Raw genomic sequence first — 23,996 nt, 5'->3', positions numbered from 1 at the left:
AGGGGATTAGGACGGTGTCGCGTAGCGGCAGGTGACCGGCTGTTCGAGATGCTCGCCCGTGCAGTCGGGGTGGGGGTCCGGGATCCGCTGGTCTTGCCGCTGGGTTTCGCGGGCGTCGACCTCGAACTCGTCGATGCGGGTGCCGACAGTGGCCTCGTAGTGATCGAGGTTCGCGATGTGGTGATCCGGGTCGGGCAGCGCGGTGGCTTTCCACATCCGCAGGAACAGCCCGACCGCCGCGGGGGTGAGCGGGGCGGTGAGGCTCGTGCCGTGGACGAGCAGCAGGACTTCGACCGCAGTACCGGGACGGGTGTCCTCACCAGCGGCGACGCGGTCGAGAAGCTCCCGGCAATGCGCGCGCAGCAGCATCTCGCAGCACAGACGGACATTGGTCAGGTGCATCAGATCAAACGCGTGGAACAACACATCGGCTTGGCCGGGGTGGCGCTGCTGTGCGGCAGCGACTTCCTGTTCCGTCCACTCGTGCTGGTGGGCGTAGTCGCCGCAACTGGTGGTGACCTGGCGGAACAATAGTTCGACGGTGGCGGTGCCAATCGAATCGAAATCCATTGCTGATCAATCCCTTCAGGAATACGGAGATGGACCGGGCGCATGTGCGGCCGACCCATCACGGGAGGTTGTTGTGTACGGAGGTCGGGCAGTGACCGCCCCGGGCGGTCTGCCTGTCGGGTTCGGCTGAGACGGGGGGATGCTTCCCTCTGGCGCGCTAGTGCGGGTGCGACAGCGTGAACGAGATCTCGAATTGTCCCGGTTTGACTGTGAGAACCATCCAGCCGTCGCGTGGCGCGTACTTGCGGATCAGATCGATGATGCGATTGGTCGGGTTGAATTGTTCTGTGAGGGTGATGTATTCGGCGAAGTCGTCACCACCGACCGGACTGTCGCCGATCATCGGGCCGGTTCCGCTGCCCCAGCCGTGGGCGTAGACCACTCGCGAGGAGCCGGTGGGGTTGGAGGGATCGGCGAGCTGGCGTGGTCGCCCGTTGCTCATCAAGTAGGTCCCATCGTCCTTGACCCACACCAGCGCCGGTGCCGCGGGAGCATCGTCGGGACCATACGGGGAACTTGTGTGCTCGGGGGCGGCCATCGCATGATCGGCCAGGACAACGACCTCGGTGAGGGGAAACCACAACTGGATCGAACTCATCGGAACGCGCTCCTTCCAGGGAAGTAATTGCGGAGGGTTGAGGGTTGGCAGTGATACCGACCGCAGCAGCGACCAGATGTTGCCGAAATGCGTTTCTGCCTAGGGTCTTTGGGTCGGGCGGTGGTTGAGGTCATCGCGGCGGGCATGTGGGCCTAGTCCGGATCGGGGCCGCGGCTCTGATCGCGATGGTTGGTGGGGATGGGCCGAATGCGGCGGGGATGGGACGGATCGCGTAACTCGTAGTCGCCGTGGCTGTCGCAGTACGCGGTGGAGAGCCAACGGCGAATGCCGTACCGCTCCATATCAATCCAGCGGGTCGCGGGGCTGTCGCATCCGAAGGTCCAGCATCCGATCGAACCGTCGGGGAGCTTCTTGAAGTGCTGCACAGTGCGTTTGGTGCTTCCTTTACCCATGACAAGGTGTCCCTTCTGTCTGCGCGGGGTTGGTGTTGTCGGATCGGGTTGAGCCGTACGGCGAAGCCCTCCGGAGGTGGACAGGAGGTCGTGTGGCGGCGGGGTTGCGGTGATCAGTTGGGTTTGCCGCGGATGACGGTCCAGGTGACCGCTTGCAGGACTGTCGGGGTGATCGCGTAGTGGTGAGCGACGTGTCGGTAGAGGTCGGCGGCTGTGTCGTAGAAGCCGACACGGCGCAGGTAGCGGTCGTGGTGGGGGATTCCGGCGACGCGGGCGGTCCAGACGTCGATCGCGATGGCGTCGGGGTCACCGAGGATTGCGGCAGCGAACGCGCGGGTTTTCGGTGCGGTCGCGGTGAAACTTGTCCAAGGATTGGCGGCTTCGAGCGCGTTGCGGGCACGAGCGACGTTGGCGCCGATCGCCCCGCGCACCTCCCCGTTGGTCAGCAGTACATGGGCGAAGCCGATGGTGCGCGCCCAGGGGGTGCGGGGCGAAAGGTGCGCCAGCACGATCGCGGCGGTCTCGATGGTGACCCCGCCCTCGGCGGCGAGGCGGACCGCGAGAGCACGGGCGTCGGGATACCAGCGGTGTCCGGCGTCGAGATCGGCGGGTGTCGCGGCGGCGAAGACTCGAGCAATGTTGTTGGCGATGCGGCGAGGTGAGAGCCCCGCTGCGGTGATCGGATCCCATGACCTCGGATCCCCTCGGGGCTGAGTCCGCGACAGCGAGATCGGCCTGATGGGCGATGCCGTCGGCCGAGCTTGTGACGGTGAATACGGTTGCGATGCAGTGGGAGTCGAGCTGGACCTCGCGGGCCTGGACAGCTGCGGCGCGCGCAGTGGCATGAGCACTCCTCGGAAGCGGAAGCAAGAGGGTGGAAATGAAGGGCGGCGTCGAGAATCACTGCGGTCGGGTGAGACGGCGGGGTCTGTTGGCGCCGATGAGGAGGCCGCTGGCGATGGCGCGATGCATCTCGCGGGCGGTGAACTCCTGAATTCCGATGTGGCCCTGCGCCGCAGCGATCAGCGCGTCGCGGGTCGAGCGTTCGTCGAGCTCTCCGCCGCTGACCAGCCGGCCGAGGGTGAACGCGGCCCGGAACAAGGTGATATTGCGGACGCCTGGCTCCGCAGTTGTGACCTTGTGGGTTTCGGCGGCGACGATGGCGTTGAGGTAGGCGCTGGGACTGTGTGGCGGGTCCGATGTCGCGGGGGATGGGGAGAGCGGCTGTGGCGCAAGCAGTTCCAGCAGCCAGTTGGGGAGTGCGAGCGGTGGGCGGGCAGACACGATGCGGTAGGACTTTGGTCCGATTCGTGATCCCGCGGCCACGATGTAGCCGCCGTGCCCGCGTGAGTCGATCCCGGGGCCGAGACGAGAAGCAGTGTTGGGCAGGTGCACGTCGTCGGGGACGCGGTAGTAGAGGTGACGGCCGTTCGATGGCGTCGATACGGCAAAGGTGAGCAGCGAGGCCCGCGCCGCCGCATTGTCGGCGAGCCGGTAGAGGCTGTCGGCGCCGCTTCGACCGTGGTGGGTGTCGAGATCGAGCACGTGCAGTCCACTCGGGCCTGTTGCGATGGCCACGTTCGATGCGGGGTTCTCTGCCCACCATCGGGCGATGCACTTGTGATCGGTGGTGGCCCGGTCGGGCCACGCGTCGATGGCGGGCCGTTTGGAGCCGGGCCGCAAAGGGAAAACCATCCAACCGCGAGCGGCCGCAGCATAGGCGGCGTCACGGAATCTGTTGGTAGACAACGGAAACTCCTACGTATGCGAGTCGCGCCGGGCCGGACACATCAGGGGTCCGACCCGGCGCGGGAGGGGAAGGGTGATATCAGGAGTTGATGTCGATACTGTCGGGATCGAGGTCACCGGCGGAGGCTTGCTCGATCGGGGTGAGAGTGTGGCCGAGCGAGGCGAGGAAATGCAGATAGCCGGCCACCTCGGTGTCGCGGTACTGCCAGGCGTTTTTGGTGGTCCGGGCCTCGTAGGCGCCCAATACCAGCGCCAGCACGATCACCTGGCACCGTGGGGGCTTGGCCGACTCGATCGACGTGAGCACAGCGCTCTTTCCGGCCTTCAGGCCGAGCAGACCGTAAGCGAGACGGTCGGCGTCGGGGCCGAGCAGCAGATCGGGCTTCTCGGCGAGCGCGTGCGCAACAAATGCCCAAACCGCCACAGGCGGCGCTGTTTTGCGGGACAGGAACTTGATGAGGAATTCGCGGCGAGCCCCGAGCGCGGCGTGGCCCTGCTTGTTCAGTTCGTCGCGGCGATGCTTGGCCTCGGCCTCGCGCGCCCGAGCCTCTTCCGCAGCCGCCTGAGCCGCAGCCGCTCGCTCCGCCGCATCACGGCGGCGGGCTTCGACGATATCGGGATCTTCAGGCTCGGCCGGTTTGCCCGGACCGGGCCGCGCGTCGATCTCCTGCCGGGCGTGGGGTACAAGGGGTTCTTCTGCGGCTGGTTCGGCGAAGTCGCCGGCGGGGCGATATCCGGACTCCCCAAGTCGGTCGGTGCGCAGGTAGTACTCCGGTGCCCACAGATATCCGGTGTCGACACTGTCGGCATGGCGAAGCCCTTGAGCAGCAGCGGCATTCGGGTGACCCTTGGTGGCGGGGTCGATGCTGTCGGGGTCAACAACCTCGCCGGTGTCGCGGTCGATGAGCACCTCGACCTCGGTGGGCTGGCAGTAGATAGTCCACAGTGCAGGCGTGGCATGGATCTGGGCGACGCTGATCTGCTCGCCGTCGCTGGTCCTCAGCAAGTCGGCGGCGATGAATCCGTCATCCTCACGGGGGGCGTTGCTGTGCACGCCGAAGCCCTCGGCGGCATAGGCGAGGGATTCGCGGAACCGGTCGCGGGATTCGTCACGCTCGGCGGCGATGCGTTTGACGTGATAGGTGAACATCGCTCGCGGTGCGGCCAGGAGACGCGCCACCGCGTCGGTATCACCGGCGTTCTCGTACACCGCAAGCACAGCGGCCTGCTCGAAATCGAGCTGGTGGGCATCGACGGCGGCGCAGGCGGTCTGGCTGCGTCCGACCGTGACCGCGAGCTTGACCTGCTCGCGTCGCTGCCCGATCTCCTCGCCGATACGGGTCAGCGAGGCGCCGAAGTCGAACATACGCGCCATGCCCGCGGCACGGTCACCGTCCGTGAGCGCGATCCGGTGATCGTTGATCCTGATCTGCTGTGAGGTGCGGCGGATCTCGCGTTCGGCCGGATCGGCCTGCGGTGCCGGTGTCACCCACACGGGCACCGTCTTGACTTTCAGCTCGATCGCGACCAGGGTGCGGATCTGGCCGTCGACCACGGTGATGGTTCCGTCGGATTCACGGTGCGCGATGATCGGGATCTCGACCCCGCGCTGAATCGACGCCTTGACCTCGGGAAAATCATCCAAGTCAAAGGACTTGCGCACATTCTCGTCAATGACCAGCGTTTTCGGAGGCAAATACAGGGCCTCCGCACTGACCTCCGGTGCGATACCGGTGGCGGGACTCCCGGTATCGGGTTCGGCGGGGATATCGGTGGTTTCGATTGCGGTGGTGGTCATCAGAACTCCTGTCGAAAACGCGAGAGGCGGGCACCGGCCAGCGGATGGCCCGGTGCCCGCCTGAGAGCGGAGAAGGTTAAGGTCGTCGAATCCTGTTGCTGGGCAGCGAATCCCGGCTGCTGAGCGCGAGTATTACTGTGGATACAGCTACTTCGTCTTGTCGCGGGCGCTGACGTTGATCGGGTGCAGGGACCAGACCCGGTCGTCACCGCGGACGTAGAGCCAGTACTTGCCCGTCCACTCGGGCTCATTGGCACGCCAGGCGTCGATGGTCTTCGTGTCGAGCTGGGAGACGGGTCCGGCAGATCCGAAGTGCCGCTCATGCTCGTAGTCGGAGCGAGACAACGTGTCGATCATGGGAGTGAACCTCCGTCGAATTGGTGCGAATTGCGCTGTGATGCTGTGTGTTCGAGGTCAAGCCAGGGTCATGGCCTGGTAGGCGAGGTCGTCGAGTGCGTTGGCGCGGTCGGGGTCGGGGATGGTTTGGGAGTAGCTGGTGACCGCGTTGGCGATCCCGGCGGCAGTGAGCTGCCCGCCGGAGATGAAGTGCGAGAGGATCCCGGCGCGTTCGGTGTCGCTGAACCCGAGTCGTTTGGCCAGCACCTCCATGGTCTTGTCCGGTTGGGTGACCGGAGCGCCGGCGGCCTGTTCCAGCTCCTCGACGCGGGCCGCGAAGAACTCCGGTGAGAGCCATTCCGCGACCCGGTCACGGGTTTCGGCGGTGATGACCGCGAGCTTCTTGCGAAGTGTGTCCTGCGACCACGACACGGTCCCGGTGTCCAGGCGTTCACCGACGTGGCGGTGGGTATGGGCGAACATCGGAATGGTCAGCCCGTTGCCGCAGATCTGCACCACCAGCTCCGGAGTGAGACGGACCGCGTGGTGGCCGGTTTCGTCGTTGCTGAACCGGAATCCGGCGAACACCACCGGCTCGGACCCAGGGGTGTATCCCTTGCCCTCGCGGGCGGCGATCGGACGCCAGCGGTCGAGATCACCTGCGACACGGCGACGTTCGGCCTCCAGGTTCGGGTTGGAGAACGCGCTGCGGTAGTTGGCGAGGAACCGCGGCGCGAGCGCCGACATCTGCGGGGAGTACACCTTGGCGTGCATGGTGGAATCGGTCAGATCGCAGGCCCGGATCTCGGTGTCCGCGCCGGCATCATGGATGCCTTCGAGCACGGCGGTCAGGACATCGAGGTTGTCGATGATCCCGTACCGGTCCGACACCACCGCCCGCAGCACCCCGGGCTGCCCGGCCCCGGGTGGGGTGAACAATCGCAACAGAAACGACCGATCATCGGGCTCGGGCAAATCGGTCTCGGTCGGGCCGTGCAGCCAGCCGTTGACGTTGCCGTCGTAGAGGTCCAAACGGTCGCGCTCGCGGAGTCGGCGCAGGTAGCGCACCGGGATACCGAGCTTGTCGGCGATCTGTGCGTCCGCGGCACCACTCGGGCGATACAGGCCGTCGACGACGGTGACACCACGCTCGTCGACGACCGGGGTGACACCGAACAGCTCGATCATCCCCTCACGGGCGCGGATCGCGGCCGCGGAGGCGACGACATCGACCTTGGCCGCCTGCTGCTCCTGCAGCAACGGCACCAACTTTTGCAACGACAAATGACGGGCATACGAGTCGAGTGACATGAGAACTAGTTCCTTTCAACGAGACTGGAGAACACAGGGGGCGAGAGCAGCCCAGGGGGCGGTCGCAGCAGTGGACGGTCACGAACCGGGCTTGGTTCGGACGGCGGCGAGCAACGCATCCGCTTCCTCGGCCGCCAGGCGAGCGCGGCGGTAGCGCAGACCCGTGACGTCCTTGCGAATCCCCGCCAATTCGTGTGCACGAGACGCGCTTTCACAGCGCCGCGCACATTTGTCCTGTCGATAGCGCGCCACGCGCAGGTCGGTGAGGAACAGGTGAGCCAACGCGCCCACCACTGTCTCGACCGCCTGCTGGACGTGAGTGGGATGATCAGTGAGTAGCCGACCGAGGTCGATGACCAGGTGCCCGGGTTCGCCGAGACTGAGCATCGAGATCCCAGACGGATGATCACTCCACCGGGGGTAGAAGGCCGCAGTGGCGACCGGCTCGCCCAGCCAGCGGCCGTGGACCGACAACCCGAGAAACCGGAACACGACCTTGGGCCGACGCTGCTGCCCGTCCTCGGTCGGCAAGATGTGCTCGGCCATGTCGACGAACACTCGTCCGCCGACGGGCACCTCGCCAGTGGGTTCGAAGGTGTAGTAGGACCCGTGCTCGGAGGAGTTCTCGTAGCTCTCCTCGTCGAAGGAAGGAGTGGACATGATGGATGGAATCCCTTCTTCTAGTGGTGATTTCGCGTGATCGATCACTGTGGTGCTGCGGCCAGTTCGGGTGTCCGGGACGCGACCGGCTCGCCGGAGGGCAGATCGATGATCTGGATCGAATCGACCGTTTCGCCGTGCGCGTGGTTGTGAGCGAGGATCTGTTGCGGCGCTGGCGCGTGCGCGGTGCAGGCGTAGGCGACGGTGAGGAACGGGGCCATCGATCCGCGGACTGTGATGCGGGTCGTGGCCGGGACCCCTTGACCGAAGTGCTCGGCCAATTCGCACCGCGGCGGCAGTGACACAACGACTTTCACGCCGACAGCGAGCTTCCGCAGGTACTGGTCTGCGCGTGTGAGCCACCATCCACCCCGGTGGCGGCGCACCTCGAAGTCGAGCGGAAGCCGGTCCGACATCGCCTGAGCGCCGTCGGCGGTGAGTGGCCCGGACACCGTGACATGCAACTCGTCGCCGCGATCACAGATGGTGAACGCGGAATCGATGAGATAGGCCGCGGACCGCATTTGCCGGTGCGCCCCGGACGAATCACGCACGGCGGTGGACCCCGAAGGCAAACGCTGCGCGGGATGGCCGAGCTCTCGCCGTGCTGCCGCGGCGAGCTGAGCCGACCAACTGGCGTGTGAAACGGGCGGATCATCGATCGCCCGCGACACCGTGACGTGCAGGATCGAACCTTCGCGAGAGACGATTACGGTGCTGCCCTGATGATTTCGATAGCCCGACATAGAGAAAACTCCTTGGGTGAGGCGAGGGGACGCCAGGTGCGGCGAGCCGGAGCGGTGAAGGATGGAGATCGGTTGGCGCGGGCCACGACGACATGCCCACGCCAACCGACGACGCAGCGCCCCGGACCGGCCACGACCGCCGCCCTGTTCAGGACTGGCCGCTGTCGGGCGGGTGTGGTCGGTGGGGCGCTACACGCAGACACCGGCGGCGGAAAGGACGGTCAAGCCGTTCCGCCGACGATGCGTGCCACGAAGGTGACGGTTCGTGCCCGCTAGTGCGGGGCGCGGTGCGGCTTGACCGTCCGCGCCGCCGGTGTAGCGTGCGCCCGCCCCACCGACCACCCCGCACGAGGCGAAACTCAGACGTAGAGAACCGATTCCGCTACTCGCCGACGTTGGCGGGAACCGGCACCGTGCGAATCCACGCTGGTTCGGCCAGAACCCGCCGGATGTCTTCGGCGCACGTAGCCAACGCGGCCTCGCCATCGGCGATGAATCGGTGACAACCCCTCGACGCCGCGGAGGTGACAGGACCGGGAACGGCGAACACCTCCCGGCCGAAACGTCCGGCCCAGCGCAGAGTGGAGGCCGTCCCGGATCGGACACCGGCTTCCACCGCGACCGACGCCTGCGACAACGCCGCGACCAGCCGGTTGCGGTCCAAGAACGTCTGCCGTGATACCGGTGTGCCAGGCGGGTACTCGGTGACGACCAGCCCATCGTCGGCAATTGCCTCCAGCAGGCGATCGTGCGCGGGCGGGTACGGGCGGTCGAGCCCGCACGCCATCACCGCCACCGTTATCCCTCCGACGCCTATCGCAGCCCTGTGCGCCGCGGCGTCGATGCCGAACGCTGCGCCAGCCACGACGGTCCATCCCGAACGTGCAAGGTCACCGGCGATCTCGGTGGCGACATGATTGCCGTACTCGGTGCTGGCTCGTGCTCCGATCACAGCGACCGCACGACAGGTGACTTCTTTCAAGGACCGGTTCCCGCGCACCCACAACGCCACTGGTGCAATATCACCGACGTTGTCCGAACCTGACGGCAGGCACTCCAACAGTTCGTGGGGCCATTCATCATCCTCGGGAGTCACCAGTCGGCCCCCGAGACGCTCGACCAGGTCGAGATCGCGCGCTGCGGCCTTCAGCCCACCAGCACCCCGATCGAGGACAGCCTGATCCACCGCCGGATCACCGGACTGCACCATCAGCGCCGCGCGGGTGGGCCCAATCTGACCGATCAAGGTTGCCAGTGTCTCGCACGGTCCTGCTGCCGCGCGGGAATGCAATGCCCATGCCAGACGATCAACGCTCATCGCGTCACCGTCACGCCGGAATCGGTTGTGGTGGCACCGATATCGACACGCAAACCGGCAGCCGCGGCGATGCCGGAATCGACCAGCTTTTTCAAGCGGGCCGGGACCATCGCGGACCGGAAGCCGAAGTCGAGGAGGTAGGCCATCCGGTGCTCGGGATCGGAGGCCAGAGCCTGGTCGATGGCGATTCCGGCCAACGGGCCGTCGCCACGCAGATACGCATTGAATGCAAGCAGGGTCGCGGCCTCGGCTCGGTCCGGGGCGGGCAGTGCACGGGTCAGAACAGTCCACAGGCGCTCGGCCGCCTCGGCGTATGCACCGCCCGCGACGCCCAACATGATGTCGCGGACACACTTATCCCGCAGCGCGACAGCAACTTCGGCGGTCGTGCTCGCAGAGATCTTGGCCCCGTCACGAACCTGGGTGATGACCGACATCACTTGCCAGACCGTCATTCGAAGGTAGGCATCGGGATTGTCGATCTGGAGCGCGCGAGTCAGCCGCCGCGCTGCATCGGTCGCAGCGACTGGCAAATGAGCTGTGACCTCTTCGCGCATCGCCTCGTCGACAGCGATCGAATCGACCAGCTCACTGCGCGATGAACGCAATACACGACCATCGAAGACATGCCGGGCAGCTACCAGCGACGCCGACGGATCAAGCAGGAGGCCCCGGCACTCTGGTGATTCGACATTCCACCACTCGGCGTCCTTCTCGATCGCCCGCACCGCCCACGCTCCGGTGAGTGCGACATCGGATTCGGCCAGGCCCTGACGCAACACCTCGACCAGCCGTCGATGCCCGGCAGAGCCGACAGGATGCCCGCTACGAGAGCGCGAGCGATGGTCATCCACAATCACCACCAGCGCCGCAACCGCATCGGACGTTCGGCAGATCCGCGTAATATGTTGCAGAACTTCGGAATACTGACCGGCCGGTGGCAGATCGAGACGAACAACAACATGGACATCGTGTGTCTGGTCAGGGGCCTTCCGCAACATGGCAACGACCAATGACCGCTCCGGGGTGAATCCCAGCATCGCGGGCACAGCGGCGATGAATTGATCCGGTTCCTTGAGCACAGCTTCGGACGACATGGACTACTCCTCAACGGGATAAGCCCGATCAGCGCAGGGAGACACCCTCGATTTCAGGTGTCCGCGTTGCGCCTTCGGGGCGGTGGGCGCAACGCGTCGACACCGGCGGCAAGGGGGCGGTCAAGCCGAGAAACTCACCAGCCCTGGCACTCTCAGACCGTCGGTACGTCTGTCGTCGGCAGGTGCGGCTTGACCGCCCTCGCCGCCGGTGTAGCGTGCGCCCGCCCACCGCCCCGAAGGCCACGCGGCGACATCGCCCAACCGGTTTAAGTCATGAACTCTTGTCGGAAGTGCAGGCATGAATGTCGATGTTGAGAATGAAACAGAACCGCGAGATCAGCAGTGGCTCAGAAACACGAAAGGCCCCGGCTGACAGACGAATCTGTCAGCCGGGGCCTTTCTCAGCGGTGTCGGCCTATGCGGATCACTTATGTGTGGGACCACCGACGGCGGAAGCGTAGCAGTGTCGGATGTCGCCCTTCTGGATATGTCGGGGCACATTCATTTCAGGGCAGGACGCGGCGGCCTACGTAGGGTCCTAAGTAGCTGACGCGCCTCTTCACGGCGTTGCGGATCGGGATGAAAGAGCGCTACTGATTGGGCAGCAACTCGCATTGGACCGTCGCAATAGATCCATACGCTGAAGACTGGGAGGGCAGTGGAGCTGACCGCCGAGTGCAGGAGTTGCATGATGCGATCATAGGCATGACAAACTGGCCATGAAAGTGGCTGCCGTACAAACCATACACACCGTCCCCGTTATACACCAACTTCAGGGTTGCTCTCTCGATGTGCTGTGATCAGCGGGGTTACCCGAGTTACCCCTGATAACCTCACGGATTGCATAGCAAACGAGCAGGGAACCGACTCCTCGGTTTGCGATGAATTTCACTCGAAGCCAGTCTCTTTGCCCTGTTCTGCACCTAGCCGAACAGACTGACAGTTGATTGGGATGCCGTCTGGACTCCCGATCGATGGTGCGGATTCACCCGATGTGGCTCTGCGAGGATGATTCTTGCGCAGACGGGACCGAGTTTTGTTGCTGTAGAGCAGGATCCGGGATGTTCTGCGGATCCACGCACGTGGGGTCCATTGCCCATCTCAATGCCGGGCTGGTCAGTAGCTGGCGTGACTGGCTGATGATCCGGCTGACACTTGAGCGGCTTCGATTCATCTCGCGAGCGATCTGTGAGGGGTTCCTCCCATCATCGTGATGACGGGTGAGGACTTGGGCCACCACTGCGGGGTCACGGCGGCGGGCAGGATCGCCCGCACATACGAGCCTCGCAACCTGCATCCAGGGCTCAGCGTTAAGGAAAGATTCGTCTCGCGTACAGGCTTCGGAAGCGCATGCATTGGCGTCGGGCGCAGGGCCACAGTCGGATTGAGCCGAGAAGGTTGCCTGCGGTGCAGCAGCGCCAGGCGGTGTTCGCACTGCGGAAGTGGGGTGCGCACAGGTGGTCGGCGTGTGCGCGATGGCCAGGAGCGCAAGGGTCGCTTGGGCCATCGAGCCTTCGATGATGACTGGCCAGATCCAGGCTTCCCGCTCTGCGATTCCGGCCATGATCGCGAGATCGCGCAGGGCGGTGAAGGATAACCGAAATGCTCCGGCTGCGATTAGCACCGTCATAAAGGTGGTGAGCTGGTGGATGATCCTGGATCGGGCGTGCGCACGCAGCATCATCGTGACGCCGTGCACCGCCGCCAGCAGCGCGAACGGTGGCACGATCGCCACGGCAGCGGCCACGACCGGCATGGAGTTGGCGTGCAGTACAGCATGAGTGGCGTTGCCGGTGATGCTCACCGTGACTGACGCAGCCAGCACGCACCAGAAGAAGCGGATTGCAGTGGATGGGCGATGTTCTGATCGAGCCGGTGCGGTCGAAGCGTGCGCAACATCGGGCGTGCGCACGAGTTTCTCGATAAGGGGCATGACAGATGGCTCCATGTGAGATGGGCGGAAGACCCGGCCGCAGCCAGCACCGACGACGGGATGGTGCGGCCGGGTGCAGGTTTCGATCAGGCAGCAGCAGCGAGTGGGTGCGGTTCGCCGGTGAGGGTCGCCAGTGCGAGTGCGACTTCTTCGATCTGGGCACGAACGTAAGTTGCGGTGGATCCGTCGGATTTGCTCTCGGCGTGGCCGGCGTAGGCGCGCGCGATGGCGTATCCGAAGGTGCGCTCGACCCAGGTCAGCGTTGTGTGTCGCAGCCAGTGCGTGCTGATCTGTTGTTTCTCCACCCAAGGCAGCTCGTATCCGATGCGAGTCCACAGGCCGTCGTAGCGGCGGCGGGTGATCGGTTTGCCGCTGCGGTATCGAAGTAGCTGTTCGCCAGGTTGCGCGCCACGGGTTTCGGCATGGTGCAGCAGGTTTGCCATGAGCGTCGGGGAAACAGGTTGCCAGCGGGAGACTTTGCCCTTCTCCCGCAAAAAGATCAGGCATTGCTGTACGTCCAGATCCTCCGGTCGCAGAGCCAGCGCTCCGCCACGGCGGCAGGCGGTTTCCGAGTGGAGCCGCAGCAGTAGCGTGTCCAGGTCCGGGTCGTTGCCGGTCGTCGCGGAGACTTGCGCGATCTCGGCGACCTGGCTCAGGGGCAATCCTCGCCTGGTGGACGGGACACGACGGGGCTTGGGAACCCGCTTCGCGGGATTGTCGCCCGTCCGGATCAGTCCGTCGTTCTCCGCATGCCTGTAGAGGAACCGCAAAGCGCTGATCATGGCCTCGGCGGCCCCGCGGCCGTCACGGGTGTTGCGGTCACGTTTGGCATTGCGCCGTGCCGCATCTCGCATGTCGGTGATCTCCCCGACGGTCGGGTCGTTGATGGGGCGTGGGCCCCATTCACGTTCGAGGGTCTTCCAGTGGGTGTTGTAGGTCTTCAGGGTCCCCTGCGAGGTCACCCGGTCTCGCACGACTGGGATGTATTCGGCGAAGGTGGGGGCGGCCGGGCGAATGTCGAGCAGGTCGGCTGGGGTGATCCCCATCCGAGCAAGCAGGGTGCGGGCGGCGTCGATTTCGGCCTCGCTGACGGCCTGAGCGCTCGTCGTCATCGGGTCTCACCCCCGTCGATTACGGTGCGGAGATCGGTGACGAGGGCGTCCAAAGCGATCTGGCAGACGATGATCAGCCGATTCTGATCCGGATGCGCGGCCAGCAGCACCCGGTGGCCGATGGGCAGGCGTGCCTGCCGACGGAGTGGAGCGGGAATCGGCAACTGGCCGTTGCGGGCGATGGCGTATGCACCGTCCGCCGCTCCCGTGACGACGAGCACACCGGGGAGGGCGAGCTCAATATCGATCGGTGTCCCTGGTGGCCAGGCCAGCGAATTGAGGACCGCCTGCTCCGCGAGCCGACCGGCGTGATTCAGCAGCACCGATCCGAAGACCACACGGATCCGGCTGTAGGAAGTCGGCGGCATCGCCTCGAGCCGTGCGCGGCGCGGGACGACGACCGACTCGGGTGAGGAGAGTGGGACGATCGGCGGAACAGTATTGACCTGCGCCGATGTGTGAAAGCCGCTGCTGGGAGCGGTATCCGGAGCGTGTTCAAGTGCACAAGAGCACGGAACACGGTTGTTCTTCTCGTGAGTAGAGAAATGGTGCGCCATCAGGGACTCGAACCCCGAACCCGCTGATTAAGAGTCAGCTGCTCTGCCAATTGAGCTAATGGCGCATTTCGCTCGCCGGGTGGCTGGTCCCTTTCGGTTCCGGCCGCTCTGCGGTGCGGAAAGAACATTAACAGGGATGTGTGGGGAATGTGAAATCGTGCCGTCTAGCTGGGGGTTTGTTGGGGATGGGAGGATTGGTGCCAGGTGGTAACACCGTGCGGGCGGGTGAGGATGAAGGTGCGAGGCCTCTGTCGAGGGGCAGGACGGTTTGCCGCGCACGAGACATGAAGAGTGGGGTTGCGATGAGCGATGGTCTGGGTTGGCGTCGAGTGGTTCGGAACCATTCGGCACGGTGGACGGTTTCCCTGGCGGTGCTGTCCGTGCTCGCGGTGGCGGGGTGCTCCGCGGGCGGGAAGCAGGATTCCGCCGGGGTGGCGATCGATTCCAATCCGGTCGGGGAGCTCATCAAACCGAAGCTGATTTCGCCGGTCAGAGACGGTGATAAGGGGGTGTCGCCCACTGATCTGTCCTTACGCGTCGAGGACGGGCTGATCACCAAGGTGGCGCTGACCAATCCGGACGGGAAGCCGGTGGCGGGGACCATCGCCGAGGACGGCGGCTCCTGGACGCTGACCGAGCAGCTCGGGTTCGGGCGGACCTACAAGTTGAGTGTCGAAGCCATCGGTCTTGGCGGCGCCGGCAACTCCACCATGAGCTTCACCACAATTTCGCCGGACAATCGCACGCATCCGTATCTGTTGCCCGCGGAGAACGAGGTCGTCGGTATCGGGCAGCCGGTGGCGGTGCAGTTCGACGAGAACATTCCGGACCGTCATGCCGCGCAGGCTGCGATCAAGATCACCACCAATCCGCCGGTGGAGGGCGCGTTCTACTGGGTCAACAATCGTGAAGTGCGCTGGCGGCCCGAGCATTACTGGGCGCCGGGCACCAAGGTCGATATCGCGGTGGGCGCCTACGGCAAGGATCTGGGCAACGGACTGGTCGGCGACAGTGACATCACCTCGAGTTTCACCGTCGGCGATGCGACCGTCTTCACCGCCGACGACAGCACCAAAATGGTGACGGTGGAACGCAACGGCGAGGTGATCAAGACCATGCCGACCTCCATGGGCAAGGATTCCACGCCGACCTACAACGGCATCTATCTCGTCGGCGACAAGTTCGACAAGATCATCATGGATTCCTCCACCTACGGCGTCGCCGTGAACGCGCCCGGCGGCTACCGCACCCCCGTCGACTGGGCGACCCGAATCTCCTACTCCGGCATCTTCTTTCATTCCGCGCCGTGGTCGGTGGGGCAGCAGGGCTACTCGAACACCAGTCACGGCTGCCTGAATCTCAGTCCGGCAGATGCCAAATGGGTGTACGACAACGTGAAGCGCGGCGACGTCACCGTCATCAAGAACACGGTGGGCCCGACCCTGTCCGGAGTGGACGGCCTGGGCGACTGGAACATTCCGTGGGAGCAGTGGAAGGCCGGAAACGCCAGCGCGTGACGGTTCTTGTTGCGGATCGGAGCCAGGCGTAGCGTCGGGACGTATGACAGCCGCGGCAGCCTGGCGACCGAAGCATGACGATCCGCTGCTCATCCTGGCGATGGACCATCGAGAATCGTTCGGCAAGACGCTGTTCGGCGTCGTCGGCGATCGGCCGACCGCGGCGCAGACCGCCGCGATGCGGGCGGCCAAACAGCTGATCTTCGACGGGCTGAACGAGGTCGGCCCGCTGAGCAGCGGCCGGCCCGGCGTGCTCGTGGACGAGCTGTACGGGCAGGCGGTCATCGACACGGTCGAGCAGACCACGACGCCGGTGGTGCTGGCGGTGCCGGTGGAGGCGAGCGGGCATCCGTGGTTCACGTTGCAGTACGGCGACAGCTGGCTGGAGCATGTCGAGCGGATCCGGCCCGCCTACGCCAAGGTGCTGGTGCGCGACAACCCGGACTTCGATGCCAAAGAGCGTGAGCAACAGCTCGCCGATCTCGCGAACGTCGGCGGCGGACTGCAGAAGATCGGTGTCCCACTGCTGTACGAACTGCTGGTCCCCGCCACCGACGCGCAGCTCGCCGGGGTCGGCGGCGATACCGGGGTCTACGACCGTGATATTCGTCCCGGCCTGGTGGCGCAGGTGATTTCGGACAATCAGGCGGCGGGTATCGAGCCCGAGCTGTGGAAGGTCGAGGGCTTCGAAACCGTCGACGGCGCGCGCCACGTGGCGGATCAGGCGAAGGCGGGTGGCCGGAGCACCGACCTGATCGTGCTGGGCCGGGATGCGCCGACCGAACGACTCGACCATTGGATCGATGTGGCGGTGCAGGTCCCGGCCTTCGTCGGCTTCGCGATCGGCCGCAGTATCTGGGAAGAGGTCGTGCGCGACTACGAGGCGTCCGACCACGGCGCCGCCGCGGCGGCCGCCGCCCGCAATGAAATCGCCGCCCGCTATTCGGGATTCGCCGCGCACTGGCTGAGCTGAGCCGCATCGAGACAGCTGGGCCGCATATGCAGAACGGAGGGGCACCAGCGTGATCGCTGGTGCCCCTCCGTCGTGCTCGAGCGCGGATCGCGCGTTGTCAGCCGATGGTTCCGGGCCCGGTCGGGCTGCAGCCCAGCCCCGCGTATCCGGCCAGGGCCCAGGCGCTACCGGTCACCGCGCACAGCCCCTTCGTCCCGGCCGAGCCGGTGGTGGCCGAGCCGCCCGCGTAGCCGAGGACGGCGTTGGAGGACAAGGTGGAAGATCCGGAGGACCCGGCCCAGGTCTGCATGGGATCACTCGAGTCGGCCGTCGATGTCGACGTGGCGTGCGGCGCATCCTGCAACACGATGTCTGCGGAGGCCACGGCCGGCACAGCCGAAACCATGGCGGTGGCGAGTAAAGCGGTTGCGGCGCAACGTTTCACGAGATGACTTTCTGGTCGAGCACGGACCAGGGGCCCCGACTTCCCCCGAGTATCGCTATGCAGTCTACGAAGATCGAGTGCGATACGCCACAAAATCGTACATAGTGATGTTTCAGTTACTTCTGAATGAGAGCGGTTCCCGAGGAATCAGCGGCCCTCGATCAGCCGATCCGGGCGATCGCCCGCACGGGCGCGCCGTCCGCTCCCGGCAGTGAAAGCGGCAGCAGCATGGCCTCGATACGCTCTCCGGCCTGCTGCGCGGCCAGCACCTCGTCCAGTCCGGTGAGGTTCTCCGCGATCACCGCGTGCGCCCCGCACAGGATGCGATGCACCGGAATCTCCTCCGCGAGTGCGGGATCCACGCTCAACCCGTCGATGCCGACGGTCCGCACTCCGGCATCCACGAGATATCGCGCGGCTTCGGGCGTGAGATACGGATGTGTGAAGTACGTGTCCGTGCCCCAGTGTGCCGACCAGCCGGTGTCGATCAGCACGATCTGCCCGGCTGTGACCCGGCCCTCGAAATGCTCTCGCCCGATGCCGTTTCCGGCCGCCACGTCCCGGGCGTCCACCACCACCGCGGGCCCGAGGAATCGTTCCAGCGGCAGCGCGTCGAGGGCAGGCAGGGCATCGTCGATGTGCGCGGGGGCGTCCACGTGGGTGCCGGTCTGCGAACCCAGATGCAGGCGCAGCACATTGACGCCGTCCACCGCCACGCGCAGCGCGGGCTGGATGGTCACCTCCGGATCGCCGGGGTAGATGGGCATCCCGGTCCGGAGTGGCACCGACAGGTCGATGATGCGCACGCCGTCAGCGTAACCCGACTACTCGGGCGGGGCGCCGATGGTGACATTCGGGTCGAGAATGCCGAAGACCTCGCCCTGTGGCGCCTGGATGACGGCCATCCGGCCGAACGGACTGTCGTCGGGTCCCATCAGGGTGGTCGAGCCGAGCCGCGCGGCCCGGGCCAGCGTGGTGTCGGTATTGCCGACCTGGAACCAGGTGAGCCAGTTGGGCGGCATATCGCCGGGCAGCGGGGTGGTGTCCATCAGGCCGCCCGAGGGCTGGTTCGCGCCGGGCAGCGCGAAAGTCGAGTAGATGAAGTTCTCGCCGTCGCCGATCTCCTGGAAGGACCAGCCGAATACCTGCCGATAGAAGTCCTGGGCGGGCGAGTACTCGGTGGTGTGCAGTTCGTTCCAGCAGTACGCGCCGGGCTGGTTGAACACACCGGCGCCCTTGTGCGCCTTGGCTTGCCAGAGGCCGAAGACCGCGCCCGCGGGGTCGGCGGCGACGCACATACGGCCCACGTCCATGACGTCGAAGGGCGGCATGAAGACCGCGCCACCGGCGGCGGTGATGGCTCCGGCGACCGCGTCGGCGTCGTCGGCGGCGAGGTAGGTGGTCCAGACCGAGGGCATGGCCACGTCGCCCATCTTGGGTCCGATGCCCGCGGCGGGGTGGCCGTCGAGCATGGCCATGAGGTAGCCGCCGGCTTCGGGCGGGCTGTCGAGAATGTCCCAGCCCAGGAGTTCGGCGTAGTACGCGCGGGCCTCGGCGGGATCGTCGACCGAGCAGTCGACCCAGCAGGGTGTGCCCTGTGGCCAGGCGGAATCGCGGGTGGGCATGGTGGTCTCCTGTCGTGTCGGGCACGGGAGGGATGCCGGTGGCGTATGCCCAGCTAATCACAGACCGTTCGGTCCGGTACCTGGAATGTTCCGATTCCCGAGAGCGCGTGCGCACCGCCGACTTCCGCCGCGTAACTTTCCACCGCCCCGCCCCGTCGTATCTTCATGAACACCGACAACCCCGGGACACCCGCATGAGCACCGACGAGCACGCACCGGACAACCGCTTCGACAGCAGCTGGCGCGCCAACCGCCCCTACGTGGTCGACCTCGCCTTCCGCCTGCTCGGCGATATCGGGGACGCCGAGGACGTCGCCCAGGAGGTCTTCACCCGCCTGGCCCGCACCCGCCCCGGCGAGATCGACGACGAACGCGCCTGGCTCACCGTGGTCACCAGCCGGCTGTGCCTCGACCACCTGCGCAGCGCACGCGCCCGGCGCGAACGCCCGAACGATCCGGTCGAGCTGATTTCCGCTGTGCCACTGACCGGTTCGGCCCCCGTCGACCCCGCCGACCGCATCACCCTGGACGAGGAAGTGCAGCTGGCGCTCTACCGGCTACTGGAACGGCTCGCACCCGCCGAGCGCATCGCCCTCGTCCTGCACGACGTCTTCGCGGTGCCCTTCGACGTCGTCGCCGACACCCTGGGCCGCCCGGTCGGCACCTGCCGCCAGCTGGCTCGCCGGGCGCGGCAGAAGATGTCGGAGGCCCACCGGTCCGAGGGCGTGGTGCTGCCCGACGAGCATCGCGCCGTGACCGAACGATTCATGGCCGCCTGCGCCCTGGGTGACCTGGAAGGGCTACTGGCCGTTCTCGATCCGGACGTGTGGGGCGTCGCCACCTTCCCGCCCGGTTCGGCCATCGAAGCGATACCCAGCCGGGGCGCGGAAATGGTGGCCGCCAATATGGCCCGGTTCAGCGCACCGGCGGTCACCATGGTCACGCATGCGGCGCTGGGCAGGCCCGCGGTACTGCTGTATCGGGACCGGGTGCTGTTCGCTGTGTTCGTGCTGACCATCGACGGCGATCGGATCGTGAAAATCGAAGCGAGCATCGACCTTTGAGTAACTTTTCGGGGAGCGGTCTCGTCCTTGAAGTATGAAACTCACACGAATTACCCAGCGATTCAAGGCAATCGGATTGATGACGGTGGCCGCGGCGGCCTGCCTCGTGCACGGGATGCCCATGGCCACCGCCGATTCCGCCGATCCCTATCTCGGCGTGTGGAATTACGATCAGCCCGATCGCGCCGATTCCACGAATATCGCGACGGCCGGCAAGTTCGGCCTGAATCCGCTGACCTATCCGCAGATCGGCACCGTGGATTTCGAACGTGCGGCGAACGGTGACCTCACCGGCCACACCGATCAGGGCTGCACCTGGCATTTCCGCCCGTCCGGCGACGGCCTGGACCTGACCTCGACGGACCAGTACTGCTACAACAATGTCATCGGCTCCGGGTACAACATCTACTACTGGCATGTGACCGTGCAGGGTGATCGCGAGCAGGAAGTGATCCGTGCGAACAGCTATCTGCCCTACGGCACTTTCGATTTCGTGCTGGCCGACGGCAAACGCACCCGCGCCGCTGCCGCCGATCCGGGCGAGGCGGCCCGATCCCTCACCGGCACTTGGGCTTATGACGCGACGAATCCGCTCTACCTGAACAACCTCACCACTCCGGGCTTCCAGCCGAAGAGCGGCACGGTGACCCTGACCGCGACCGCGGGCGATCGTCTCGTCGCCCGCACCGACGACGGCTGCGACTGGACCTTGGCCGCGCACGGCAATACCGCGGAACTCGCTCCGGCACACCAGGTGTGCGGTGCGGCGAGCATGTCGTTCTGGTCGATAGCCGGTGACGGGCAGCAGTTGGCGTCGATCATGACCGGCATCGATGCGCAAGGCCACGACTACTTCCTGAGCTCGGGCTCGATGCACCGGTGATCAGGACGGTGCGGGCCCGGTGGTATCGCGTCGCGTCAGGATGGGGGTGATCCCGGGCGTACCGTCCGGGAGATCCCGGCCGTCGGCCTTGTGCAGGGCCAGCCGCGCCAGATACGTTGCCAGCCCGGCGATATCGAAGTCGACACTGGTGATCGCGGGCCGGAACAGTTCCGCCAGTGGCGAATTGTCGTGGCCGATGACCGAAAGATCCCGGGGCACAGCCGATCCGGTATCCAGGGCCGCGCCCACCACGGCGGCCGCGATGTCGTCGTTGTAGCAGACCACGCCGGTCACGCCCACCGCCCGCCACGCGGTGACGGCCGCGGCGGCCGAGCCGTCCCGATGGTCCACGGCGCGAATATCGGGCGCCGGTAATCCGAGCTGCGCGGCGCGGTGTGTCACCGCGCGGGCCCGGTTGGCGCCCAGGGCGGCGAGGTCCGGCTGTGCCGGACCGGCCACCGCGAGCCGCCGATGGCCCAGTTCGTAGAGGTGGTCGACCTGCGCGCCGACGGTGTCCTCGATGGCCGGGGTATCCGGCGCCAGCTGTTGATGCTGGGGATCCGGGACGATCGGCCCGATTCCCCATTCGCGCATGGTGGCTATCTCGTCCGGCTGGAACAGTCCGATGCAGATGACGACCGCCGGATCCAGTGACTCCCAGGCCCGCCGGGTGCGTTCGCCGGGGTGGAAGGTGTAGGTGATCGGGCAGTATCCGGCCTGGTCGATGACCTGGCTCGCGGCGTTCAGCCCGCTGCCCATGCTGAACGAGGTGAGCGGCCAGTCGGGGACGACGAGGAGGACGAACGGGCTGCGGCCGCCGGCCAGGGCGCGGGCGGTGAGGTTGGGCCGGTAGCCGAGCCGGGCGGCCTCGGCCAGGACGCGGCCGCGGGTCGCCTCGGAGATCTTCTGGCCGGGCGTGTCGTTGAGGACGTAGCCGACCGTGGCGCGCGAGACCCCGAGCGAGCGCGCGATATCGGCGGCGGTGATCCGCTTCGTCCCCATGCCGCGAATTCTCTCAGAGACTCTTCACTCTTCCGGCGTCCTTTCCGCCGCTACTATCGAGACGACTTGCGCGCGCAAGTGCGGCGCTTCGATGTACTCCGGATTCGACAGATGGGATGAACATGGGTGTTCGCTCGCTCGCCGCGGGTATGGCCGCGGTGGCGTTCGCCATGACCGCGGCGCTCACCGGGCCCGGCCTCGCCGCGGCCGATCCGGGCGTGCCCGCGCTCGGCGACGACTTCCTGTGGGGCGTGGCCGCCTCCGGCTTCCAGAGCGAAGGTAGTGCACCCGACAGCAATTGGAGCCGGTACGCCGCCGCGGGCAAGACCGCCGACCCCTACCGCGATTCCGTCGACTTCTACCACCGCTACCGCGACGACATCGCGCTGGCGAAGAACCTCGGCGTCAAGGTCTACCGGATCAGCGTCGAATGGGCGCGCGTGCAACCGCATCCGGGCGTCTGGAACGACGCGGATTTCGCCTTCTACGACAATGTGATCGCGGCAGTGAAAGCCGCGGGCATGCGGCCGATGATCACCCTCGATCACTGGGTGTACCCGGGCTGGGAGGTCGATCGCGGCGGCTGGAAGAACCCGGCCATGGTCGACGACTGGGTGGCCGACGCCAGGCACGTCGTCGACCGCTACGCCGCCGCCGACCCGCTCTGGGTCACCATCAACGAGCCCGTCGGCTACCCGCTGCTCGAGCTCTCGCACGGCGATCTCGGGCCCGCCGATATCCCTGCCATGCAGGACCGGCTCGTCGCCGCGCACGATGCCATCTACGACTACATCCACGCCGTGCAGCGCGGCGCGATGGTGACCAGCAATGTCGCCTACATGCCCGGCCTCGAATCGGTTGCCGCCCTGCCCTTCGAGGACCGGGTCGCCGCGAAACTCGACTACATCGGCATCGACTACTACTACGGCAACCCGCCGAACGCCGATGCCCTGAAGAACGAGCCCTGGCGCAATTCGCTACAGCCGGAGGGGATCTACTACGCGCTGCGGCATTACGCGCAACGTTTCCCCGGCAAGCCGCTCTACATCGTGGAGAACGGCATGCCCACCGAGAACGGGCAGCCCCGCGCCGACGGCTGGACGCGCGCGGACGACCTCCGCGACACCGTCTACTGGCTGCAACGCGCGAAGGCCGACGGCATGAACGTCATGGGCTACAACTACTGGAGCCTCACCGACAACTACGAATGGGGCTCCTACACACCGCGATTCGGCCTGTACACGGTAGACGTACTGACCGACCCCACCTTGACCCGCAAGCCCACCGACGCGGTCGACGCCTACCGTGACATCACCGCGGCCAATGGCGTGCCCGCCGACTACCGGCTGTCGCATCCGACCACCTCGTGCTCCCTGGTGGACCCGCCGATCAGCTGCACCCAGCCCGTGACCGGGCCAGTGCGCTGAGTACCGGACGTTTCACATAGGGCCGGGTCGTCCCAATGGGGTGGTGCAGAATTCGCCGCCCAGCAGGTCCGGGAGGGTGCCGGGCAGGTCGGCGGCGAAGCGTTCGGCGTCGTCGAGGCTCTTGTAGCCGATGGCCTCCGCTGCGCCGGGGGAGACGACTGCACGGGTGTTCGCCGAGACGCCCCAGAGCACGCGATAGGCGGGTTCGGTTGTGGCGAGGCAGCATTCGATGAGGCGGGCGCAGTCGTCGGGGGACAGCCACAGCGAGAGTTGCCGGACGTCGGCGGGCCGTTCGAAGCAGCTGCCGATGCGCAAGCATGTCACGTCCATGCCGAAGCGTGAGTGGTACAGGCTGCCAAGGGCTTCCATGGCGGCCTTGCTCACGCCGTAGTAGGTGTCGGGCCGGGGGTTGCTGTCGGCGGGCAGGCCGCCGGGGCCGGCCTCGCCGATGTGGCGGAACCCGGCGGCGTGATTGCTGGAGGCGAGCACGACGCGTGGTACGCCCGCGGTGCGCGCGGCTTCCAGGATCGTGCGGGTGCCGTCGATATTGATGGCGAGCAGCCGTTCCCAGTCGTCTTCCCGGCTGAGTCCGCCGAGGTGGATGATGGCATCGACGTCGCGGCAGGCGGCGGTCATGGAGGCGGGGTCGGTCACCGAGCCGGGCACGATTTCCACGCGCTCACCGGGTACGGCGGCCGCTATCGGTTGCACGTCGAGCAGTCGCAGGATGCGGTCGTCCCGAATCAGCCGGGGACGCAGGAGTTTTCCTACGGCTCCGGCGGCGCCGGTGATGAGGACACGGTGTTCGGGCATGGGCGGGACTCCTTGTCGGCCGGACTCGGTCCGGGGTGAAAACGGGCGGGTGAGAGGTTGCGAACGCATT

At 66.2% G+C, this 23,996-nt stretch carries 25 protein-coding genes and 1 tRNA gene; 5 read left to right on the top strand and 21 right to left on the bottom strand.

Annotated elements, in window-relative coordinates:
- Positions 1 to 6: 6 nt before the first annotated feature.
- From ACH438_RS39715 to ACH438_RS39640, 16 genes are all read right to left on the bottom strand, one after another.
- A complete protein-coding gene (locus tag ACH438_RS39715) occupies positions 7 to 570 on the bottom strand; it encodes a hypothetical protein (RefSeq protein WP_397015165.1) in 564 nt (187 codons plus the stop codon).
- Between the two features lie 157 nt (positions 571 to 727).
- Positions 728 to 1,168, bottom strand: a complete 441-nt coding sequence (locus ACH438_RS39710) for a hypothetical protein (RefSeq protein ID WP_397015163.1) — start codon at positions 1,166 to 1,168, stop codon at positions 728 to 730.
- A gap of 152 nt (positions 1,169 to 1,320) precedes the next feature.
- Positions 1,321 to 1,581, bottom strand: coding sequence for a hypothetical protein (locus ACH438_RS39705; protein ID WP_397015161.1), 261 nt, complete (start codon positions 1,579 to 1,581; stop codon positions 1,321 to 1,323).
- A gap of 113 nt (positions 1,582 to 1,694) precedes the next feature.
- Positions 1,695 to 2,426: a hypothetical protein gene (locus ACH438_RS39700; protein WP_397015159.1), complete on the bottom strand. Its 732-nt coding sequence runs from the start codon at positions 2,424 to 2,426 to the stop codon at positions 1,695 to 1,697.
- A 55-nt stretch (positions 2,427 to 2,481) separates the two neighbouring features.
- Positions 2,482 to 3,330, bottom strand: coding sequence for a bifunctional DNA primase/polymerase (locus ACH438_RS39695; protein WP_397015157.1), 849 nt, complete (start codon positions 3,328 to 3,330; stop codon positions 2,482 to 2,484).
- A 79-nt stretch (positions 3,331 to 3,409) separates the two neighbouring features.
- Positions 3,410 to 5,128 carry a ParB/RepB/Spo0J family partition protein gene (locus ACH438_RS39690; protein ID WP_397015155.1) on the bottom strand — a complete coding sequence of 573 codons (1,719 nt, stop codon included), beginning with the start codon at positions 5,126 to 5,128 and terminating at the stop codon, positions 3,410 to 3,412.
- A 147-nt stretch (positions 5,129 to 5,275) separates the two neighbouring features.
- Positions 5,276 to 5,485, bottom strand: a complete 210-nt coding sequence (locus ACH438_RS39685; RefSeq protein WP_397015154.1) for a hypothetical protein — start codon at positions 5,483 to 5,485, stop codon at positions 5,276 to 5,278.
- Between the two features lie 57 nt (positions 5,486 to 5,542).
- Positions 5,543 to 6,748, bottom strand: coding sequence for a hypothetical protein (locus tag ACH438_RS39680; RefSeq protein ID WP_397015152.1), 1,206 nt, complete (start codon positions 6,746 to 6,748; stop codon positions 5,543 to 5,545).
- 105 nt (positions 6,749 to 6,853) lie between these two features.
- Positions 6,854 to 7,435 carry a hypothetical protein gene (locus tag ACH438_RS39675; RefSeq protein WP_397015151.1) on the bottom strand — a complete coding sequence of 194 codons (582 nt, stop codon included), beginning with the start codon at positions 7,433 to 7,435 and terminating at the stop codon, positions 6,854 to 6,856.
- 44 nt (positions 7,436 to 7,479) lie between these two features.
- The gene (locus ACH438_RS39670) at positions 7,480 to 8,181 is read right to left on the bottom strand and encodes a hypothetical protein (protein ID WP_397015149.1); all 702 of its coding nucleotides are present in this window, start codon (positions 8,179 to 8,181) and stop codon (positions 7,480 to 7,482) included.
- 382 nt (positions 8,182 to 8,563) lie between these two features.
- The gene (dprA, locus tag ACH438_RS39665) at positions 8,564 to 9,427 is read right to left on the bottom strand and encodes a DNA-processing protein DprA (RefSeq protein WP_397015147.1); all 864 of its coding nucleotides are present in this window, start codon (positions 9,425 to 9,427) and stop codon (positions 8,564 to 8,566) included.
- A gap of 68 nt (positions 9,428 to 9,495) precedes the next feature.
- Entirely contained in the window at positions 9,496 to 10,596 is a 1,101-nt protein-coding gene (locus ACH438_RS39660; RefSeq protein WP_397015145.1) for a DUF4192 domain-containing protein, read from the bottom strand.
- Positions 10,597 to 11,581: 985 nt separating this feature from the next.
- Complete coding sequence (locus ACH438_RS39655) at positions 11,582 to 12,529, bottom strand: DUF2637 domain-containing protein (protein ID WP_397015143.1); 948 nt, start codon at positions 12,527 to 12,529, stop codon at positions 11,582 to 11,584.
- Positions 12,530 to 12,615: 86 nt separating this feature from the next.
- Positions 12,616 to 13,641 carry a tyrosine-type recombinase/integrase gene (locus tag ACH438_RS39650; RefSeq protein WP_397015141.1) on the bottom strand — a complete coding sequence of 342 codons (1,026 nt, stop codon included), beginning with the start codon at positions 13,639 to 13,641 and terminating at the stop codon, positions 12,616 to 12,618.
- Complete coding sequence (locus tag ACH438_RS39645) at positions 13,638 to 14,009, bottom strand: hypothetical protein (RefSeq protein ID WP_397015139.1); 372 nt, start codon at positions 14,007 to 14,009, stop codon at positions 13,638 to 13,640. Before ACH438_RS39645 ends, ACH438_RS39650 begins: the two co-directional genes overlap by 4 nt.
- 178 nt (positions 14,010 to 14,187) lie before the next feature.
- Positions 14,188 to 14,263 (bottom strand) — tRNA-Lys (locus tag ACH438_RS39640).
- Between the two features lie 237 nt (positions 14,264 to 14,500).
- On the opposite strand from ACH438_RS39640, the gene ACH438_RS39635 reads away from it, so the two are divergent.
- Both ACH438_RS39635 and ACH438_RS39630 read left to right on the top strand, forming a co-directional pair.
- Entirely contained in the window at positions 14,501 to 15,715 is a 1,215-nt protein-coding gene (locus tag ACH438_RS39635; RefSeq protein WP_397015137.1) for an Ig-like domain-containing protein, read from the top strand.
- A gap of 43 nt (positions 15,716 to 15,758) precedes the next feature.
- On the top strand, positions 15,759 to 16,688 hold the full coding sequence (locus ACH438_RS39630; RefSeq protein ID WP_397015135.1) for a 2-deoxy-5-keto-D-gluconate 6-phosphate aldolase domain-containing protein: 930 nt from the start codon (positions 15,759 to 15,761) through the stop codon (positions 16,686 to 16,688).
- A gap of 97 nt (positions 16,689 to 16,785) precedes the next feature.
- On the opposite strand, the gene ACH438_RS39625 is transcribed toward ACH438_RS39630, so the two are convergent.
- From ACH438_RS39625 to ACH438_RS39615, 3 genes are all read right to left on the bottom strand, one after another.
- The gene (locus ACH438_RS39625) at positions 16,786 to 17,073 is read right to left on the bottom strand and encodes a hypothetical protein (RefSeq protein ID WP_397015133.1); all 288 of its coding nucleotides are present in this window, start codon (positions 17,071 to 17,073) and stop codon (positions 16,786 to 16,788) included.
- 200 nt (positions 17,074 to 17,273) lie between these two features.
- On the bottom strand, positions 17,274 to 17,918 hold the full coding sequence (locus ACH438_RS39620) for a cyclase family protein (protein ID WP_397015131.1): 645 nt from the start codon (positions 17,916 to 17,918) through the stop codon (positions 17,274 to 17,276).
- Positions 17,919 to 17,936: 18 nt separating this feature from the next.
- Positions 17,937 to 18,737 carry a VOC family protein gene (locus tag ACH438_RS39615; RefSeq protein WP_397015129.1) on the bottom strand — a complete coding sequence of 267 codons (801 nt, stop codon included), beginning with the start codon at positions 18,735 to 18,737 and terminating at the stop codon, positions 17,937 to 17,939.
- A 194-nt stretch (positions 18,738 to 18,931) separates the two neighbouring features.
- Here ACH438_RS39615 and sigI point away from each other — a divergent pair, with 194 nt between their 5' ends.
- Positions 18,932 to 19,801 carry an RNA polymerase sigma factor SigI gene (sigI, locus tag ACH438_RS39610; RefSeq protein ID WP_397015127.1) on the top strand — a complete coding sequence of 290 codons (870 nt, stop codon included), beginning with the start codon at positions 18,932 to 18,934 and terminating at the stop codon, positions 19,799 to 19,801.
- Between the two features lie 34 nt (positions 19,802 to 19,835).
- Positions 19,836 to 20,684: a hypothetical protein gene (locus ACH438_RS39605; RefSeq protein ID WP_397015125.1), complete on the top strand. Its 849-nt coding sequence runs from the start codon at positions 19,836 to 19,838 to the stop codon at positions 20,682 to 20,684.
- Here the strand turns inward: ACH438_RS39605 and ACH438_RS39600 are convergent, their stop codons facing one another.
- On the bottom strand, positions 20,685 to 21,686 hold the full coding sequence (locus tag ACH438_RS39600; protein WP_397015123.1) for a LacI family DNA-binding transcriptional regulator: 1,002 nt from the start codon (positions 21,684 to 21,686) through the stop codon (positions 20,685 to 20,687). It abuts the gene before it with no gap.
- A 122-nt stretch (positions 21,687 to 21,808) separates the two neighbouring features.
- On the opposite strand from ACH438_RS39600, the gene ACH438_RS39595 reads away from it, so the two are divergent.
- Entirely contained in the window at positions 21,809 to 23,113 is a 1,305-nt protein-coding gene (locus ACH438_RS39595; RefSeq protein WP_397015121.1) for a glycoside hydrolase family 1 protein, read from the top strand.
- 12 nt (positions 23,114 to 23,125) lie between these two features.
- Here ACH438_RS39595 and ACH438_RS39590 read toward each other — a convergent pair whose 3' ends face one another.
- On the bottom strand, positions 23,126 to 23,926 hold the full coding sequence (locus ACH438_RS39590; RefSeq protein WP_397015119.1) for an NAD-dependent epimerase/dehydratase family protein: 801 nt from the start codon (positions 23,924 to 23,926) through the stop codon (positions 23,126 to 23,128).
- Positions 23,927 to 23,996: the final 70 nt, after the last annotated feature.

The organism is Nocardia sp. NPDC020380 (genome assembly GCF_044386975.1).
Taxonomy (GTDB): Bacteria; Actinomycetota; Actinomycetes; order Mycobacteriales; family Mycobacteriaceae; genus Nocardia.
The sequence above is the reverse complement of the archived record's forward strand: the minus strand, read 5'-3'. Positions and strand labels throughout refer to the sequence as shown.

Excerpts from the sequence above, each read along its gene's own strand:
- ACH438_RS39715 (WP_397015165.1), bottom strand. The coding sequence starts at position 570 with ATGGATTTCGATTCGATTGGCACCGCCACCGTCGAACTATTGTTCCGC.
- ACH438_RS39710 (WP_397015163.1), bottom strand. The coding sequence starts at position 1,168 with ATGAGTTCGATCCAGTTGTGGTTTCCCCTCACCGAGGTCGTTGTCCTG.
- ACH438_RS39705 (WP_397015161.1), bottom strand. The coding sequence starts at position 1,581 with ATGGGTAAAGGAAGCACCAAACGCACTGTGCAGCACTTCAAGAAGCTC.
- ACH438_RS39700 (WP_397015159.1), bottom strand. The coding sequence starts at position 2,426 with ATGCCACTGCGCGCGCCGCAGCTGTCCAGGCCCGCGAGGTCCAGCTCG.
- ACH438_RS39690 (WP_397015155.1), bottom strand. The coding sequence starts at position 5,128 with ATGACCACCACCGCAATCGAAACCACCGATATCCCCGCCGAACCCGAT.
- ACH438_RS39685 (WP_397015154.1), bottom strand. The coding sequence starts at position 5,485 with ATGATCGACACGTTGTCTCGCTCCGACTACGAGCATGAGCGGCACTTC.
- ACH438_RS39675 (WP_397015151.1), bottom strand. The coding sequence starts at position 7,435 with ATGTCCACTCCTTCCTTCGACGAGGAGAGCTACGAGAACTCCTCCGAG.
- ACH438_RS39670 (WP_397015149.1), bottom strand. The coding sequence starts at position 8,181 with ATGTCGGGCTATCGAAATCATCAGGGCAGCACCGTAATCGTCTCTCGC.
- ACH438_RS39660 (WP_397015145.1), bottom strand. The coding sequence starts at position 10,596 with ATGTCGTCCGAAGCTGTGCTCAAGGAACCGGATCAATTCATCGCCGCT.
- ACH438_RS39655 (WP_397015143.1), bottom strand. The coding sequence starts at position 12,529 with ATGCCCCTTATCGAGAAACTCGTGCGCACGCCCGATGTTGCGCACGCT.
- ACH438_RS39650 (WP_397015141.1), bottom strand. The coding sequence starts at position 13,641 with ATGACGACGAGCGCTCAGGCCGTCAGCGAGGCCGAAATCGACGCCGCC.
- ACH438_RS39645 (WP_397015139.1), bottom strand. The coding sequence starts at position 14,009 with ATGCCGCCGACTTCCTACAGCCGGATCCGTGTGGTCTTCGGATCGGTG.
- ACH438_RS39635 (WP_397015137.1), top strand. The coding sequence starts at position 14,501 with ATGAGCGATGGTCTGGGTTGGCGTCGAGTGGTTCGGAACCATTCGGCA.
- ACH438_RS39630 (WP_397015135.1), top strand. The coding sequence starts at position 15,759 with ATGACAGCCGCGGCAGCCTGGCGACCGAAGCATGACGATCCGCTGCTC.
- ACH438_RS39625 (WP_397015133.1), bottom strand. The coding sequence starts at position 17,073 with ATGGTTTCGGCTGTGCCGGCCGTGGCCTCCGCAGACATCGTGTTGCAG.
- ACH438_RS39615 (WP_397015129.1), bottom strand. The coding sequence starts at position 18,737 with ATGCCCACCCGCGATTCCGCCTGGCCACAGGGCACACCCTGCTGGGTC.
- sigI (WP_397015127.1), top strand. The coding sequence starts at position 18,932 with ATGAGCACCGACGAGCACGCACCGGACAACCGCTTCGACAGCAGCTGG.
- ACH438_RS39605 (WP_397015125.1), top strand. The coding sequence starts at position 19,836 with ATGAAACTCACACGAATTACCCAGCGATTCAAGGCAATCGGATTGATG.
- ACH438_RS39600 (WP_397015123.1), bottom strand. The coding sequence starts at position 21,686 with ATGGGGACGAAGCGGATCACCGCCGCCGATATCGCGCGCTCGCTCGGG.
- ACH438_RS39595 (WP_397015121.1), top strand. The coding sequence starts at position 21,809 with ATGGGTGTTCGCTCGCTCGCCGCGGGTATGGCCGCGGTGGCGTTCGCC.
- ACH438_RS39590 (WP_397015119.1), bottom strand. The coding sequence starts at position 23,926 with ATGCCCGAACACCGTGTCCTCATCACCGGCGCCGCCGGAGCCGTAGGA.